At 66.0% G+C, this 14,771-nt stretch carries 11 protein-coding genes; 6 read left to right on the top strand and 5 right to left on the bottom strand.

Features of this window, described 5'->3' with window-relative positions; all coding sequences use genetic code 11:
* The first annotated feature begins 1 nt into the window (after position 1).
* From EAH76_RS22410 to EAH76_RS22385, 6 genes are all read left to right on the top strand, one after another.
* Positions 2–3,202, top strand: coding sequence for an efflux RND transporter permease subunit (locus EAH76_RS22410; protein ID WP_140852484.1), 3,201 nt, complete (start codon positions 2–4; stop codon positions 3,200–3,202).
* Positions 3,203–3,393: 191 nt separating this feature from the next.
* Complete coding sequence (locus EAH76_RS22405; RefSeq protein WP_140852483.1) at positions 3,394–4,059, top strand: haloacid dehalogenase type II; 666 nt, start codon at positions 3,394–3,396, stop codon at positions 4,057–4,059.
* A gap of 34 nt (positions 4,060–4,093) precedes the next feature.
* On the top strand, positions 4,094–5,167 hold the full coding sequence (locus EAH76_RS22400) for a phosphotransferase (RefSeq protein ID WP_140852482.1): 1,074 nt from the start codon (positions 4,094–4,096) through the stop codon (positions 5,165–5,167).
* Positions 5,167–6,519, top strand: a complete 1,353-nt coding sequence (locus EAH76_RS22395; protein WP_140852481.1) for an aspartate aminotransferase family protein — start codon at positions 5,167–5,169, stop codon at positions 6,517–6,519. The genes EAH76_RS22400 and EAH76_RS22395 overlap by 1 nt, the downstream gene beginning before the upstream one ends.
* Positions 6,520–6,537: 18 nt before the next feature.
* Positions 6,538–7,032, top strand: coding sequence for an Lrp/AsnC family transcriptional regulator (locus tag EAH76_RS22390; RefSeq protein WP_140852480.1), 495 nt, complete (start codon positions 6,538–6,540; stop codon positions 7,030–7,032).
* A gap of 158 nt (positions 7,033–7,190) precedes the next feature.
* Positions 7,191–8,477, top strand: a complete 1,287-nt coding sequence (locus tag EAH76_RS22385; RefSeq protein WP_140852479.1) for an NAD(P)/FAD-dependent oxidoreductase — start codon at positions 7,191–7,193, stop codon at positions 8,475–8,477.
* A gap of 81 nt (positions 8,478–8,558) precedes the next feature.
* Here the strand turns inward: EAH76_RS22385 and EAH76_RS22380 are convergent, their stop codons facing one another.
* The 5 genes from EAH76_RS22380 to EAH76_RS22365 form a co-directional block, all read right to left on the bottom strand.
* A complete protein-coding gene (locus EAH76_RS22380; RefSeq protein WP_241659847.1) occupies positions 8,559–9,743 on the bottom strand; it encodes a DUF1624 domain-containing protein in 1,185 nt (394 codons plus the stop codon).
* Positions 9,744–9,745: 2 nt separating this feature from the next.
* A complete protein-coding gene (locus tag EAH76_RS24060; RefSeq protein ID WP_161989126.1) occupies positions 9,746–9,919 on the bottom strand; it encodes a hypothetical protein in 174 nt (57 codons plus the stop codon).
* Complete coding sequence (locus tag EAH76_RS22375; protein WP_140852477.1) at positions 9,916–11,343, bottom strand: aldehyde dehydrogenase family protein; 1,428 nt, start codon at positions 11,341–11,343, stop codon at positions 9,916–9,918. Before EAH76_RS22375 ends, EAH76_RS24060 begins: the two co-directional genes overlap by 4 nt.
* A 157-nt stretch (positions 11,344–11,500) precedes the next feature.
* Positions 11,501–12,430 carry a 2-hydroxyacid dehydrogenase gene (locus EAH76_RS22370; RefSeq protein ID WP_140852476.1) on the bottom strand — a complete coding sequence of 310 codons (930 nt, stop codon included), beginning with the start codon at positions 12,428–12,430 and terminating at the stop codon, positions 11,501–11,503.
* A gap of 58 nt (positions 12,431–12,488) precedes the next feature.
* Positions 12,489–14,645, bottom strand: coding sequence for a TonB-dependent siderophore receptor (locus EAH76_RS22365; protein ID WP_241659846.1), 2,157 nt, complete (start codon positions 14,643–14,645; stop codon positions 12,489–12,491).
* Positions 14,646–14,771 lie beyond the last annotated feature (126 nt).

Genomic DNA, 14,771 nt, shown 5'->3' with positions numbered 1-14,771 from the left:
CATGATCGCGCGCATCGTCACCTGGGCGGTCAGCCAGCGCTGGCTCGTCCTGCTGCTTACCGCCCTCGTCGCCGTCATCGGCGGCTATTCGCTCTACCGGCTGCCGATCGACGCGGTGCCGGACATCACCAACAACCAGGTGCAGATCAACGTCCGCGCGCCCGCGCTTTCGCCCGAACTGGTCGAGAAGCAGGTGTCGTTTCCGATCGAGACCGCGCTCGCCGGCATCCCCGGACTGGAAAACACACGCTCGCTCAGCCGCAACGGCTTCGCGCAGATTACCGCGGTATTCGCCGATTCGACCGACATCTACTTCGCCCGCCAGCAGGTCGGCGAGCGATTGCAGGGCGTCGCCGAAAACCTACCCGAGGGCGTGAACCCCGAGATGGGGCCGATCGCGACGGGCCTCGGCGAAGTCTATATGTGGACCGTCCGACTCGACCACCGCGCCGACGACCGGCACCGTCCCGGCGAACCTGGGCAGCAGCCCGACGGCAGCTACATCACGCCCGAAGGCGAGCGGCTGACCAGCGAAGCCGACAAGGCGACCTATCTGCGCACCGCGCAGGACTGGATCGTCACGCCGCTGCTCAAGAACACGCCCGGCCTGGCCGGGGTGGATTCGATCGGCGGCTATTCGAAGCAATATCTCGTCGTGCCCGACACGCAGAAGCTCGCCTCGCTCAAGATGACGCTGACCGACCTCGGCATCGCGCTCGAGAAGAACAATACGAGCGTCGGCGGAGGCTTCGTCAACCGCAACGGCGAGGGGCTGGCGGTGCGGTCCGACGCGTTGATCCGCAACGCGGCAGACCTCGCGCGCACCGTCGTCGCGACGCGCGAAGGCGTGCCGATCACGCTCGATCAGGTCGCGACGGTGCGCACGGGCCAGGCGATCCGGATGGGCTCGGCGTCGGAGAACGGCACCGAGGTCGTGGTGGGCACCGCGATCATGCGGATCGGCCAGAACAGCCGCACCGTGGCGACCGCGGTCGCCGATCGGCTCAAGGCGATCAACGCCTCGCTGCCGCCCGACGTGGTGGTGCAGCCGGTGCTCGATCGCACCGCGCTGGTCAATTCGACGATCGGAACGGTGACGAAGAACCTCTCCGAGGGCGCGCTGCTCGTCATCGTCGTGCTGTTCCTGCTGCTGGGCAATTTCCGCGCGGCGCTGATTGCCGCCGCGGTCATCCCGGTCACGATGATGCTGACCGGGTTCGGGATGCTGCACCTTGGGGTTTCGGCCAATTTGATGAGCCTGGGGGCGCTCGACTTCGGGCTGATCGTCGATGGCGCGGTCATCATCGTCGAGAATGCGCTGCGACGGCTCGCCGAGACGCAGCATCGCGAAGGGCGGCTGCTCAGCGTCGAGGAGCGGCTGGAAGCCGTCGCGACCGCGGCACGCGAGATGATCCGGCCCTCGGTCTACGGCCAGGCGATCATTATCCTCGTCTATGTGCCGCTCCTCACCCTCACCGGGGTCGAGGGCAAGACCTTCGTGCCCATGGCGCTCACCGTCATCATCGCCTTGCTGTTCGCGTTCGTCCTGTCGCTGACCTTCGTGCCGGCGGCGATCGCGTGTCTGCTGTCGCGCAAGGTGAATGAAGAGGACGGCCGGATCATTTCATGGCTCAAGCGGCGCTACGAGCCGGGCCTGGAAAAGGCGATGCAGCGCCCGTCGATCACGATCGGCGCGGGGCTCGCCAGTCTGGTGCTGGCGGGGCTGGCCTTCACGACCTTGGGCCAGGTGTTCCTGCCGCAGCTCGACGAGGGCGACCTGCTCATTCAGGCGCTGCGCATCCCGGCGACCTCGGTCCAGCAGAGCCAGGCGATGCAGGGGCCGATCGAGCGGATGGTCGCGCAGCAGCCAGAAGTGCGCTTCGTCTTTTCGAAGACCGGGACAGCCGAACTCGCCTCGGACCCGATGCCGCCCAACGCGACCGATATGTTCGTGATCCTGAAACCGCGTGACCAATGGCCTGATTCGAAGCTGTCAAAGGCCGATCTGGTCGCGCGGCTGGAAACCAAGCTCGGGCGATTCCCCGGCAACGCCTATGAGATCACGCAGCCGATCCAGATGCGCTTCAACGAGCTGATCGCGGGGGTGCGCGGCGACATCGCGGTCAAGGTGTTCGGCGACGATTTCACCGCGATGAACCGTACCGCTGAGCAGATTGCCGGCATCCTGCGCAAGACGCGCGGGGCGGTCGACGTGAAGGTCGAACAGACGACGGGGCTTCCGATGCTCGACATCCGGGTGAACCGCGACGCGATGGCGCGGGTCGGCGTCACCGCGCAGGACGTGCAGGACACGATCACCGCCACGCTCGGCGGCCGCACGGCGGGCATGATCTTCGAGGGCGATCGGCGCTTCCCGGTCGTCATCCGCCTGACCGACGCCGAACGCGCCGATCTCGCTTTGCTCGAACAGGTGCAGGTGCCGATAGCCGGCGGTGGTTATGTGCCGTTGTCGAGCGTCGCCGATATCGGCGTCGTCGACGGGCCGAACCAGATCAGTCGAGAGAACGGCAAGCGCCGGGTCGTCGTCCAGGCGAACGTCCGCGGCCGTGACGTCGGCGGCGTCGTGGCCGATGCGCAGGCTGCGGTTGCGAGCGGGGTTCGCTTGCCGGCCGGCACCTATCTCGAATGGGGCGGTCAGTTCGAGAATCTCGCCTCCGCCAGCCAGCGGCTTCAGCTTGTCGTGCCCGCCTGCTTCGTGCTGATCCTGCTCCTGCTGTACGGCGCCTTGCGATCGGTGCGCGATGCCGCGATCGTCTTTACCGGCGTACCGTTCGCGCTGGTGGGCGGCGTCCTGCTACTGTTCGTCCGCGGCATGGACTTCTCGATCTCGGCGGCGGTCGGCTTCATCGCGCTGTCGGGGATCGCGGTGCTCAACGGCCTCGTCATGGTCAGCTCGGTGCAGGACCTGATCCGGTCGGGAATGGACCGCGCGGAGGCAGCGCGGACCGGGGCGATCCAGCGGCTGCGCCCGGTCGTCATGACCGCGCTCGTCGCCAGTCTCGGCTTCGTGCCAATGGCGTTCGCGAGCGGAGCCGGCGCGGAAGTGCAGAAGCCGCTCGCGACGGTCGTCATTGGCGGACTGATTTCGGCAACGCTGCTCACGCTGTTCGTGCTGCCGACGCTTTATGCGCGCTTCGGCCAGCAAGCGGTCAAGGGTGATCGGGCCGAGGAAAATGGGTGAGCGTCACCGGGGACATCGAGTCGTGTGATCGCCCCTTGCTCGACGTCCCCACCCCCGTTGCGTTCGGTCGAATGCTGCCGTTCAGGCGCCTGCGATAAGTCGGATATACTTGGCCGCCCTGCCCCTGCGGCATTTCCGGATGGGTCGAGGGCGATAAAATCGGGCACGGCCAGCGCAACAGCGAGACGACAATGACCTTCCGCCCAGATTTCATCAGCTTCGATTGCTATGGGACGCTCATCAATTTCGAGATGGGGCCAACAGCCGAGCGACTGTTCTCCGATCGTGTCGATCGCCAGAAGATGCCGGCCTTCCTGAACAGCTTCAAGGCCTATCGCCTCGACGAGGTGTTGGGGCCCTGGAAGCCGTTCTACGACGTGGTGGAAACCTCGATCCAGCGCGCCTGTCAGACGCATGGGGTCGACTATACCGCCGAAGATGCCGCCGCGCTCTACGCCGCGGTGCCGACATGGCAGCCGCATCCCAATGTCGTCGAAGTGCTGGAGGCGATCGCCCCGCACTATCCGCTGGTGATCCTCTCCAATTCGATGGTCGACCTCATTCCGGCGAGCGTGGCGCATCTCACAGCACCGTTCCACGCGGTTTATACCGCGGAGGAGGCACAGGCGTACAAGCCGCGCATGCAGGCGTTCGAATATATGCTCGATCAGCTCGGCACCACGCCCGACCGGATGATGCATTGCTCGTCCAGCTTTCGCTACGATCTGATGACCGCCGACGACCTCGGCTTCATGGCGAAGGCGTTCATCGACCGGGGGCACGAACCCACATCGACAGAGTATGGCGTCAGCCGCCTGACCGACGTTCGCCAGCTCCCGGCTCTGCTGGGACTGTGAAACCGGCGCCTATGCGCCCGTACCGGGATACATGATGTCGGCCGATCTCCTCACCACCGCGCCCGCGAACGGCGCGCAACTCTGCTCGAGCGTTCCCGACCTCTCGCTCGCCGAGGCGGCGGAGCTTGCCGCGCGCCTCTATGGCGTCGCTGTCAAAGCGGAATTGCTGACGAGCGAGCGCGATCAGAACTTTCGCCTCGCGGCCGCGGACGGCAGCTCGCATCTCCTGAAAATCATCAACCCGTCCGAGACGGACGAGGTGGTCGAACTCCAGACCGCCTGCCTCGAACATATCGCGCGGGTGGCCCCCACCCTGCCGGTGCCGCGCGTTCTCAGGACGCTGGCGGGCAGCGACGGCGATACCATCACCCTGTCGGACGGCCGGCGGTGCGCGGTGCGTCTGCTGACCTATCTCGAGGGCGTACAGGCCAAGAACATGCCGAGAAGCCGGGCACAGCGCGTCCAGCTCGGCACGCACCTGGCCTACCTCGATCTTGCGCTCGGTGACTTCGTTCACCGCGCCGCATCGCACGACTTGCTGTGGAACGTCGCGCGGGCCGATCGGCTGGCGCATCTGATCGACGAGATCACCGGCAGCGAGCGCCGCGACATCGTCCGCCACTTCATGAACCGGTTCGCAAGCGACGTGCTGCCGCGCCTCGGCGGCCTGCGCGCGCAGGTGATCCACAACGACTATCATCTGTATAACGTGCTCGTGGCGAGCGATCAGCCCGAGCAGGTGACGGGGATCATCGATTTCGGCGACATGGTGCATGCACCGCTGATCGGCGAAGTGGCGACCGGGGCGGCGTATCAAATGGCCGACACGCCCGATCCGCTTGCGGCCGCCGCCGAGTTCGTCGGGGCGTATCATGCGGTCCTGCCGCTGCTTGCGGAGGAGCAGGAGATCGTGACCGACCTGATCGCAACGCGCCATCTGATCACCGTCCTGATCTCGGAGTGGCGCTCGCGGCGCTACCCCGAAAACCACGCCTACATCATGCGCCACAACCCGGCCGCCTGGGATGCGCTGCACATGATGGCCGACCTATCCCGAGACAGCGCGCGCGATCGGCTTCTGGCCGGCGTGCGGAGCGGAGACATTTGATGACCAGCACGATCGATCTCAACATGGTGAACGCCTATATTCCGGGCCAAGCCGACGTCGGCGCCGAGACCGCGGCGACGATCAGCCGGCGCGATCGCCTGCTCGGCCCGGCCTATCGGCTGATGTACGAACGCCCGCTGCACATCGTGAAAGGCGAAGGCGCCTGGCTGATCGATAGCGAGGGCCGTCGCTTCCTCGACATCTACAACAATGTGACCTCGCTCGGCCATTGTCACCCACGCGTGGTCGAGGCGATCTGCCGGCAGGTCGCGACCCTTGCGACCAACACGCGCTACCTCCACGACACCATCCTCGAACTGGCCGAGCGCCTGCTCGCGACGGTGCCCGAGACCGAGCTCGCGCACCTGATGTTGACCTGCACCGGGAGCGAGGCCAACGATCTCGCTTATCGCATGGCCAAGGTGCGGACCGGCGAGACCGGGATCATCGTGACCGAGACCGCATATCACGGCTTTACCGACGCCGTGTCGCAATTCTCGCCCTCGCTCGGCGTCAGTGTCGATCTCGGCGCGCACGTCAGGCTGGTGCCGGCGCCCAGCGCCTATCACGCCGATGGCGCCGACCTCGCCGACCGCTTCACGCGCGACGTCGAGGCCGCGATCGCGGACCTCAAGCGGCATGGCATCAAGCCCGCCATGCTGATCGTCGATACGGTGTTCACCAGCGACGGCGTGCTGCCCGGGCCGAGCGGCTTTCTGGCGGGCGCCGTGGCCGCTATCCACAAGGCGGGGGGGTTGTTCGTCGCCGATGAGGTGCAACCCGGCTTCGGGCGAACCGGAGAGCATATGTGGGGCTTTCAGCGTCACCGCCTCACGCCCGATATCGTCACGATGGGCAAGCCGATGGGCAACGGCCAGCCGATCGCCGGCCTGCTCGTCACCAACGATGCGGTCGCCCGTTTCGGGCGGGATTCGCGCTATTTTAACACGTTCGCCGGCAACACCGTCTCGTGCGCGGCGGCGGTCGCGGTGCTCGACACGATCGAACAGGAAAAGCTGATCGCCCATGCCGCGACCATCGGAGACCAGTTGCGCGACGGGATCGCGGCGCTGGCCGACCGGCACGAGGCGATCGGCGATGTCCGGGGGGTCGGCATGTTCGTCGGGGTCGAGCTCGTCTCGAACCGCGAAACCCGCGAACCCGACCGGGCGACGACCAGCCGCGTCGTCAACATCCTGCGCGACAAGGGCATCCTGCTCAGCGCGTGCGCCAAGGGGCACAACGTGCTCAAGATCCGCCCGCCGCTCGTGCTTTCGAGCGAGCAAGTTGACATGGTGGTCCAGGGCATCGACGAAGCTTTGGCCGAGGCGATGTCGGCCGGTGCAGACTGATCACGTCGCTGGAGGCCTATGCGCGCGGAACTCGAACTCGATCGGACGGATCTCAAGATCCTCGCGCACCTTCAGCGGATGGGGCGATGCTCGAATGTCGAGCTTGCCGATGTCGTCGGGCTGAGCCCCAGCCCCTGCCTCGCGCGCGTCAAGCGGCTGGAAAAGATCGGCGTGATCGAAGGGTATGGCGCGCATCTCGCCATGGCCAAGCTCGGCGATTTCCTGATCGTGTTCACCCAGATCACGATCAGCAGCCATCGGCAGCGAGATTTGCGTCGCTTCGAGGAAGCTGCGGAAGGATTTCCGGAGATCCTGGAATGCTATAACGTCAGTGGCGGTTATGACTTCCTGCTGAAGATCGTCACGCGCAACGTCTCGCACTTTCAGCGTGTCATGGACGATCTCTTGCGGGCCGACCTGGGGATCGAAAGGTTCTCCAGTTACATCGTTTTACGCGCGCCCTTTGCCAAGCATGGCTTCCCGCTCGACCCGCTGTTCCAGGCCCATCCATAGCCCCTCATGTGGCGACGCAGCGGCCCGGCAATTTTCGGGTCCAAATCGGCATGCTATGCCGCGTCGCGCGATCAGTGAGTGGAAAAATCCGTGCACGACGCTGCATGACCGGAGCTGTTGCCAGAGCACCGCCTCAAGATCGGAAAGAGCGCACCACGATGCACCAGCCCAGCCCCGCCTCGTATTGGCTCGCCTCCGCGCCCGACTTTAGCGGCGGAACCGACGGTCCGGTTTCCGGTAGCGTCGACGTCGCCGTGATCGGCGGCGGTTTCACGGGGCTTTCGGCCGCGCTGGCGCTGCGCGAAAGCGGCGCCTCGGTCGCGCTGCTCGAGGCCAATCGCGTCGTCGGCGAGGCGTCGGGGCGCAATGGCGGGCATTGCAACGCGAGCACGCACCAAGACCATGCCGCACTCTCCGCAGCGCTCGGGCGGGAGCGCGCTGCCGAATATTACCGCGCGCATCTCGACGCCGTCGACACGGTCGAACGACTGGTGCGCGATCATGCCATCGACTGCGACTTCCGCCGGTGCGGGCGGCTCAAATTCGCCGCGAAGGCCGAACATTTCGAAAAGATGGCGAAATCCTATGAGATCATCAAAGCCGACGTCGACCCCGACGTCGAGCTGATTTCTGCCGATCAGATCGCCCGCGAGACCGCCACGCCGGGCTATCACGGCGGCTTGCTGCAGAAGACCAGCGCGCAATTGCACGTCGGCCGCTTCGGCGTCGGCCTTGCCGAAGCCGCGTCCGCGAAAGGCGCGGCGATCTTCGAGAATGCCGCCGTCTCCGGTCTGGTCCGCGAAGGGGCCGGCTGGCGGGTAACGACGGCGCGCGGCACGCTGTTCGCAAAGCAGGTGCTCGTCGCGACCGGCGGGGCGGGCACGCCGTCGCCCGTCGCGTGGTTCCAGCGCCGGATCGTCGGCGTCGGCTCCTTCGTCGTCGCGACCGAGCCGCTGCGCCCCGCGCTGATCGACGAATTGCTGCCGATGCGCCGCAATTACGTGACCAGCCGGGTGATCGGCAACTATTTCCGTTTCTCGCCCGACAACCGGCTGATCTTCGGCGGTCGCGGGCGGTTCTCGATCTCGGATTCGAAAGCCGACGTCAAAAGCGGCGCGATCCTGATCCGCGCCATGCGCCGCATGTTCCCGCAGTTGGAGAGCACCCGGATCGATCACGTCTGGGGCGGCATGGTCGACATGACCGCCGATCGCCTGCCCCGCGCCGGCGAGCAGGACGGGCTGTTCTACGCGCTCGGCTATAGCGGCCACGGCGTGCAGATGGCGCCGCACATGGGCGTGCAGATGGCCCGCTACATGGGCGGCGACATGAGCGCGAACCCGTGGAGCGAACTCGCCTGGCCGGCGATCCCCGGCCATGTCGGCAAGCCGTGGTTCCTGCCGGCGGTCGGGCTCTGGTACAAGCTGCAGGACATCCTGCACTAAGGCGCCGCGACCGACGGGCAACGTTGGACATGAAAAGGCCGGGGATGGTGAACCATCCCCGGCCTTTTTCGTGAGACCAGGTCAGAAGTATTTGAGCCAGGTGATGTCGCGGCGACGCCGCTTGAGCCGCGAATACCATGCGGTGGGAATGTAGAGCGGCACGATCAGGCCGACATACCAGGCCACCACCCAGCCGTAGTTCTCGACGCCAAAGGTCGTGCCGTAGTTCGGCCCCCAGATCGCGAGTGCGCTGTGGTACAGGATGCGCAGTACAGTGAGGTGGAAGATGTAGAAGAACATCGGCGCGCCACCGAACACCGATATGGCCCGTACCAAGCCGCTGTCCGCGATCGCATCGAACGCGACCAGCAGCAAAGTCCCCACGCCGAGCGTCAGCAGCAGGAACAGCAGCGACGCCGGATATTTGGTCAGCGCGAAGAAACTCATCGCGGTGCGCAGCGGGCTGTCCGCGACGACGAACCACGGCTTGTCGCCATAGACGTTCAGCCCACGCAGCACGAAGAACGCGACCAGCATGCCGATCCCCAGCAGCAACAGCCGGCGGCGGCGCTCGGCCGGCAGCACATCGGACAGAAACCACGGGCCGATGCCGAAGCCTAGCGAGATCACGCCGATCCAGGGCAGCACGGGGTACGTCGTCTTGACGATCAGCCCGAACGGCAGCGCGAACGTGTCACGCTGGTGGATCATCGCCCAGAGCGGGAAAAAGGGATCGCCCGCCTGCAACCGGATCGGATCGAGCAGATTGTGGGCGCAGACCAGCACCAGCCCGAGCCCGATCAACACCGGACGCGGTAGCCGCATCAACACCGACAGCACGATCATGCACACACCGATGCACCAGATCACCTGCAGCCAAAGCGTCGGCTGGGTGATGCCCCAGTACAGCTCCGAGAGGTAGAAAACCTCGATCGCCATCAGCAGCAGGCCACGCTTGAGCAGATATTCGGTGGTCTCGGCCTTGGTGTGATTGCTGCTGTACAGGAACACGCCGAGCCCGGTCAGCGCGACGAAGACCGGCGCGCACAGGCTGACGATGAGGCGGGCCAAGAACACCGCCGGCATGATGGTACGCGCATCGACCGGATCGGTGATGGCATAATGCACGAACCAGGTCTCGCGGACGTGGTCGAGGAGCATCAGCACCATCACGAAGCCGCGCAGCGCGTCGATATTCTGCAACCGCACGCGTGCAACGGGTACTGCCTGCGCAGCACCCTGCCCGCCTAGAGATCCCGATGCCATTGTCACCGCCCCACCCATTGCGTTCGTCCTTGCTGCGCGGCGAAGATCGCCGGATCGTGGAGATTAAGCCAGTATTCGCTGGCAACATCTCCCGAATGTTGCGGTTTGATGGCACCGCGATGCGGCGGGATCGACCGGGCGCGACATTTGCTGCCGCGCCCGGCCGGCGGGATCAATAGCCGACGATCGCCTTGGTTTCGAGATACTCCTCGAAGCCCGCCTCGCCATATTCCCGACCATTGCCCGAGCGCTTGTATCCGCCGAACGGCGCATGCGCGCACCACGCCGGAAAGTTGAGATGCACCTGTCCGGCGCGGATCTGCCCGGCGACGCGCCGCGCGCGATCGATATCCTGCGACTGGAGATGCGCGCCAAGACCGTAGACGGTGTCGTTCGCCAGCGCGATGCCGTCGGCTTCGCTGTCATACGGCATGATGCACAGCACCGGCCCGAAAATCTCCTCCTGTGCGATCCGCATAGCGGGGGTCACGTCCGAGAAGATCGTCGGGCGCGCATAATAGCCGAGCTTCATCGTGTCCGGCCGCCCGGGCCCACCACAGATCAGTCGGGCGCCGTCGGCGATCCCGGCCTCGATCATCGCCTGCACCCGCCGATATTGCGCGGCATTGGCGATCGGACCGAGCACCGTCGCCGGATCGGCGGGGTCGCCGACCTGGATCGTCCCGACCGCCGCCACCGCGAGCGCCTCGACTTCAGCCAGCCGCGCCTCCGGCACGATCATCCGCGTCGGCGCGCTGCACGACTGGCCGACATTGCGCATCCCCGCGAGCACGCCCTTGGCGACGCCGGTTTCGAAATCGGCATCGTCGAGGAACAGATTGGGGGACTTGCCCCCCAGTTCCTGCACCACCCGCTTCACCGTGTCGGCCGCTGCCTTCGCGACCAATATGCCGGCCCGCGTCGATCCGGTGATCGAGATCATGTCGACATCGGGATGCGCCGACAAAGCCGCGCCGACCACCTCGCCCGCGCCGCCGACCATGTTGAACACGCCAGCCGGGGTGCCCGCCTCGGCCATCACCTGCGCGAACAGCAACGCGCTATAGGGCGACAGCTCGCTCGGCTTGAGCACCACGGTGCAGCCCGCCGCGAGCGCGGGCGCCACCTTGGCGGTGATCTGGTAGAGCGGCCAGTTCCACGGCGCGATCAACGCGCAAACCCCGATCGCCTCCTTCGCGACCGCGAAGCCTGCGCGTTCGGTCAGGAACGGATAGTGTTCCAGCACCTCGATCTGTGTACGGACATGGGCGATGCCGAACGGCACGTGCGACGCGCGCGCGAAGGTGATCGCGCACCCCATCTCCATCGAGATCGCCTGCGCGAACGCTTCGGCGCGCTCGTCCAGCAGCGCGAGGATGCGGCGGAGCAGGTCGATCCGCACCGCCCGGGGGGTGGCGGCAAATGCCGGGAAGGCACGGCGTGCGGCCGCGACCGCTTCATCCACGTCGGCCGCGTTGCCGCCCGCGACATGGCCGATCACAGCCTCGGTCGCGGGGTTCACCACGGGAATCGCGGACGCCGCGACCGACGGACGCCAGCGCCCGTCGATATAGAAGTCCATGGCGTGATCTGCCGTCATCGGTACCTCGCTAAGCCAGCCCGGCCGGCGCCCGTCGCACCGGCGCGGGACGCCACCGGGTAAAGATTGACCATGACGCGCGCGGCATGAGGTGCCGCTTTATCCCGCCGGGAAGCCAATCGTTCGGCGCATCGGCCCGGCGGCGCACGAAGATGCGTCAATAGCCGATAGTACGGTCGATTTGCCCCGCCGGCACGCCCCCGCGCTGGATGGCGAGGATCGCCTCGGCCATCGCGCGCGCTGCCGCGGCGGGAACCGTGTCGCTCGCGATATGCGGCGTCAGCACCACCGCGGGATGATGCCACAGCGCGCTGTCGCCAGGCAGCGGCTCGGGCGTGGTCACGTCGAGGATCGCACCGCCGATCTGCCCGGTGGCAAGTGCGGCGAGCAGATCGTCCTGCACCAGATGCCCGCCGCGGCCGACGTTGATGACGCCCGCGCCTGCGGGCAGCACGTCGAACAGCGGCTTGGCGAGAATCCCGCGGGTCTCGTCGGTCAACGGCAGCGCACAGATCAGGATATCGACGTCGCGCGCGAACGCCGTGATCTGGTCCGCGCCATGCCAGGTGGCGACGCCGTCGATCGTCTTCGCGCTCCGGCTCCAGCCCGACAGGGCGAAACCGAACGGCGCGAGGCCGTCCAGCACGGCCGTGCCGATCGCGCCCAGCCCCATCACCCCGACCCGTCGGTCCGCCGCCGCGACGCGCCGCCGCGGCGACCAGCGGCGGGCCTGCTGGTCGTCGCGATAGCCGAGCATGTCCCGCTGGAGCATCAGCGTCGCCATAACCGCATATTCGACCATGCCGCGCACGAGATCCGGCTCGATCAGCCGGACCACCGCGACGTGCGGCGGGATGGTCGCCAGCTCGAGCTGATCCACGCCGGCACCGATCGACGCGACCATGCGAAGGTTGGGCAGACCAGCCGCCAAACCCGGCGGCAGCGTCCATGCCGCGACATATTCGATATCGGACGGATCGCCGAGATCGGGCCAGTGCCGCACCGTCAGCCCCGGAACCAAGTCGGGCAGCACGGCGCGCCACAGGTCTCCCCGCGCGGCATCGCCGCAGTGCAGCAGGGTGGTCATCGGCGCGGCTCCGGGAAAGATCGGCCGTCGGAGCGAGGTTCGCCCGACGGCCGGAGGATCAGAACGAATAGCTCAAATGCGCCATGAACTGGCGCGGTGCGCCCGGCATCACCCAGAGGCGCGAGTAGGAGCTCGGGAAATACTGGACGTCGAACAGGTTCGTCACCTCGCCCGAGACCTTGATCCGGTCGGTCGGCGAGAAGGACGCCATGACCCGCGTCAGCGTGTACGATGGCAGCATGAAGAACGATCCGTCGGCAAAGCGATAGCCGGTCTCGCCGAGCCGCTTGCCGACATAGTTCACGCCGACGCCGACATTGGCCTTGCGATCGAAAACCGAGAAATCCTTGAACACCAAGGCGCTGGCGCTGTTCTTCGGGATGTTGATGAGCGGATCGCCGCGGCGCAGGGCATAGCCGAAATTGGGATCGACCGCGTCCTTGGCGACGATCGCGTCGGTGTAAGCGTAGCTCAGATCGACCCGGAAGCCATAGGGCAGCTTGCCCGAGACATTGACCTCGACGCCGCGGCTGCGGGCCTCGCCGATCGCGAGCGAGAAACCCGAATTGATCGGATCGGCGGTCAGCACGGCCGACTTGGTCATCGTATAGAACGCGACCGCACCGTTCAGGCGGTTGCCGAACGCCGAGAGCTTGGCGCCGACCTCGTAGGACTTGGTGCGTTCCGGCGCGAACGGCTGGTTGTTTACGTCGAAGCTGACATTGGGGCGGAAGCCACGGCCGTAGCTGGCATAGAGTTCGATCGGTTCGGAGATTGCATAAGCGAGGCCGACCGTGGGGCTCAGCGCCGTCTTCTGCTGGCCCGAACGGACGTTGTTGAGCCGATTGCGGATCGCCTGATCGAAATTGTCGTAGCGCACGCCGCCGCGCAGCTTCAGCCGGCTGGTGAGGTCGATCTGATCCTGCAGATAGGCACCCCACGACACGTCGTCCTCGACGCTGTTGATGAACGCGCCGACCGTGGCGAGATTGCCATACACCGGGTTGAAGATGTTGATCTGGTTGCCGCGAACGGCCGTCGTCTGCGCGGCGACCGCGGGCGCGCGGAAGCGCTGCTGGATCTGGTCGAGCGTGAACTCGTCCCAATCGGCGCCGACCTGCAGGTGATGCTGGAGCCCGAAGGTCGTGAACTTGCCGCTCAATTCGGTCCGGAAGGTCAGGTCGGTGGTCTTGTAATCGCGCAACCGGCGCTGACGGGTCAGCGTCTTGCCGTCGACATACAGCGCCTGCCGGCTGGCCGTGCTCTCCGCCTCGGTCGCATAGCCCTTGAACGACGATGTGCGGTACCCCGCGCCGATCAGCAGCGACCAGTCGCTGCTGAAATCATGCTGGAGCTGCGCCTGATGGCCGAGCGCTTCGGTCGTTACCGGCCCGTCGCCGGGTTCTCCCAGGAAGCGCGACCGCGGCACCGTATTGAGATTGCCGTTCACCGCGACGATGCCGCGATCGAACGGCGCCGCGGCGTGGACATATTCCAGTTCGTAGGACAGGCTGGTGTCCTCGCTGATCTGGAACAGCACCGACGGCGTGAAGGTGTATTTGCGGCTGTGGATATAGTCGCGGAAGCTGTCGCCATTCTCATAGGCGCCGGTCACACGCACGGCGACCCGATCGGTCAGCGCAAGGTTGATGTCGCCTTCACCGCGGAAGGTGTTGAAGCTGCCGCCCGACACGGTGAAACTGCCGCCGGTCGTGAAATTGGGCTTCTTGGTGATGATATTCACCGCCCCGCCCGGATCGCCGCGACCGAACAGCGCCGATGTCGGCCCCTTGATGACCTGGATCTGTTCGATGTTGGAGGCGTCGCGGGCGCCGCCATAGCCGCGCGACGCCGGGAAACCGTTGATCAGATAATTGCTCGCCGAGGATTCGTCGCCCGCAAAACCGCGGATCGCATAGCTGTCGAAGAAGCCGCCGAAATTGTTCTGTCGCGCGACACCGGCGACGAAATCGAGCGCGGCGGCCAGCTTGGTGATGCCGGCGTCCTTCAGAGTCCGCGAATCGAGGGTCTGCACGTTCTGCGACAGCGAGTGGACGGGTGCGTCGCCGAGATATTGCTGGCGTTGGCCCCGCACGATGATCGTCTGATCATCCGGCGCGGCGTCATCGGTCGCCGCCTTGGTTTCCTGCGCGAATGCGGGCATCGCACCGATCAGGCAGGCAGTTGTCGTCGCCAGGAAGCTGAAACGTCGCACGGACTTGGAGCTTAGCATTGAGTATCCCCCGCAAAGAGTGATGTGAGCCGCTTTCCTCCTGAGGTCCGGCGCGCGCGAGAATTGTCACCATTGACCCCATCGGGGGCATCTGTGCTTCCGCTGCAT

It is taken from the genome of Sphingomonas glacialis (assembly GCF_006439055.1).
GTDB classification, from domain to species: domain Bacteria; phylum Pseudomonadota; class Alphaproteobacteria; order Sphingomonadales; family Sphingomonadaceae; genus Sphingomonas; species Sphingomonas glacialis_A.
Note: the sequence above shows the minus strand (reverse complement) of the source record. Positions and strands in the feature narration are given on the sequence as shown.

What these genes read in the sequence shown, in the direction of transcription:
- EAH76_RS22410 (WP_140852484.1), top strand. Translation starts at nt 2, where the DNA reads ATGATCGCGCGCATCGTCACCTGGGCGGTCAGCCAGCGCTGGCTCGTC.
- EAH76_RS22405 (WP_140852483.1), top strand. Translation starts at nt 3,394, where the DNA reads ATGACCTTCCGCCCAGATTTCATCAGCTTCGATTGCTATGGGACGCTC.
- EAH76_RS22400 (WP_140852482.1), top strand. Translation starts at nt 4,094, where the DNA reads ATGTCGGCCGATCTCCTCACCACCGCGCCCGCGAACGGCGCGCAACTC.
- EAH76_RS22395 (WP_140852481.1), top strand. Translation starts at nt 5,167, where the DNA reads ATGACCAGCACGATCGATCTCAACATGGTGAACGCCTATATTCCGGGC.
- EAH76_RS22390 (WP_140852480.1), top strand. Translation starts at nt 6,538, where the DNA reads ATGCGCGCGGAACTCGAACTCGATCGGACGGATCTCAAGATCCTCGCG.
- EAH76_RS22385 (WP_140852479.1), top strand. Translation starts at nt 7,191, where the DNA reads ATGCACCAGCCCAGCCCCGCCTCGTATTGGCTCGCCTCCGCGCCCGAC.
- EAH76_RS22380 (WP_241659847.1), bottom strand. Translation starts at nt 9,743, where the DNA reads ATGGCATCGGGATCTCTAGGCGGGCAGGGTGCTGCGCAGGCAGTACCC.
- EAH76_RS22375 (WP_140852477.1), bottom strand. Translation starts at nt 11,343, where the DNA reads ATGACGGCAGATCACGCCATGGACTTCTATATCGACGGGCGCTGGCGT.
- EAH76_RS22370 (WP_140852476.1), bottom strand. Translation starts at nt 12,430, where the DNA reads ATGACCACCCTGCTGCACTGCGGCGATGCCGCGCGGGGAGACCTGTGG.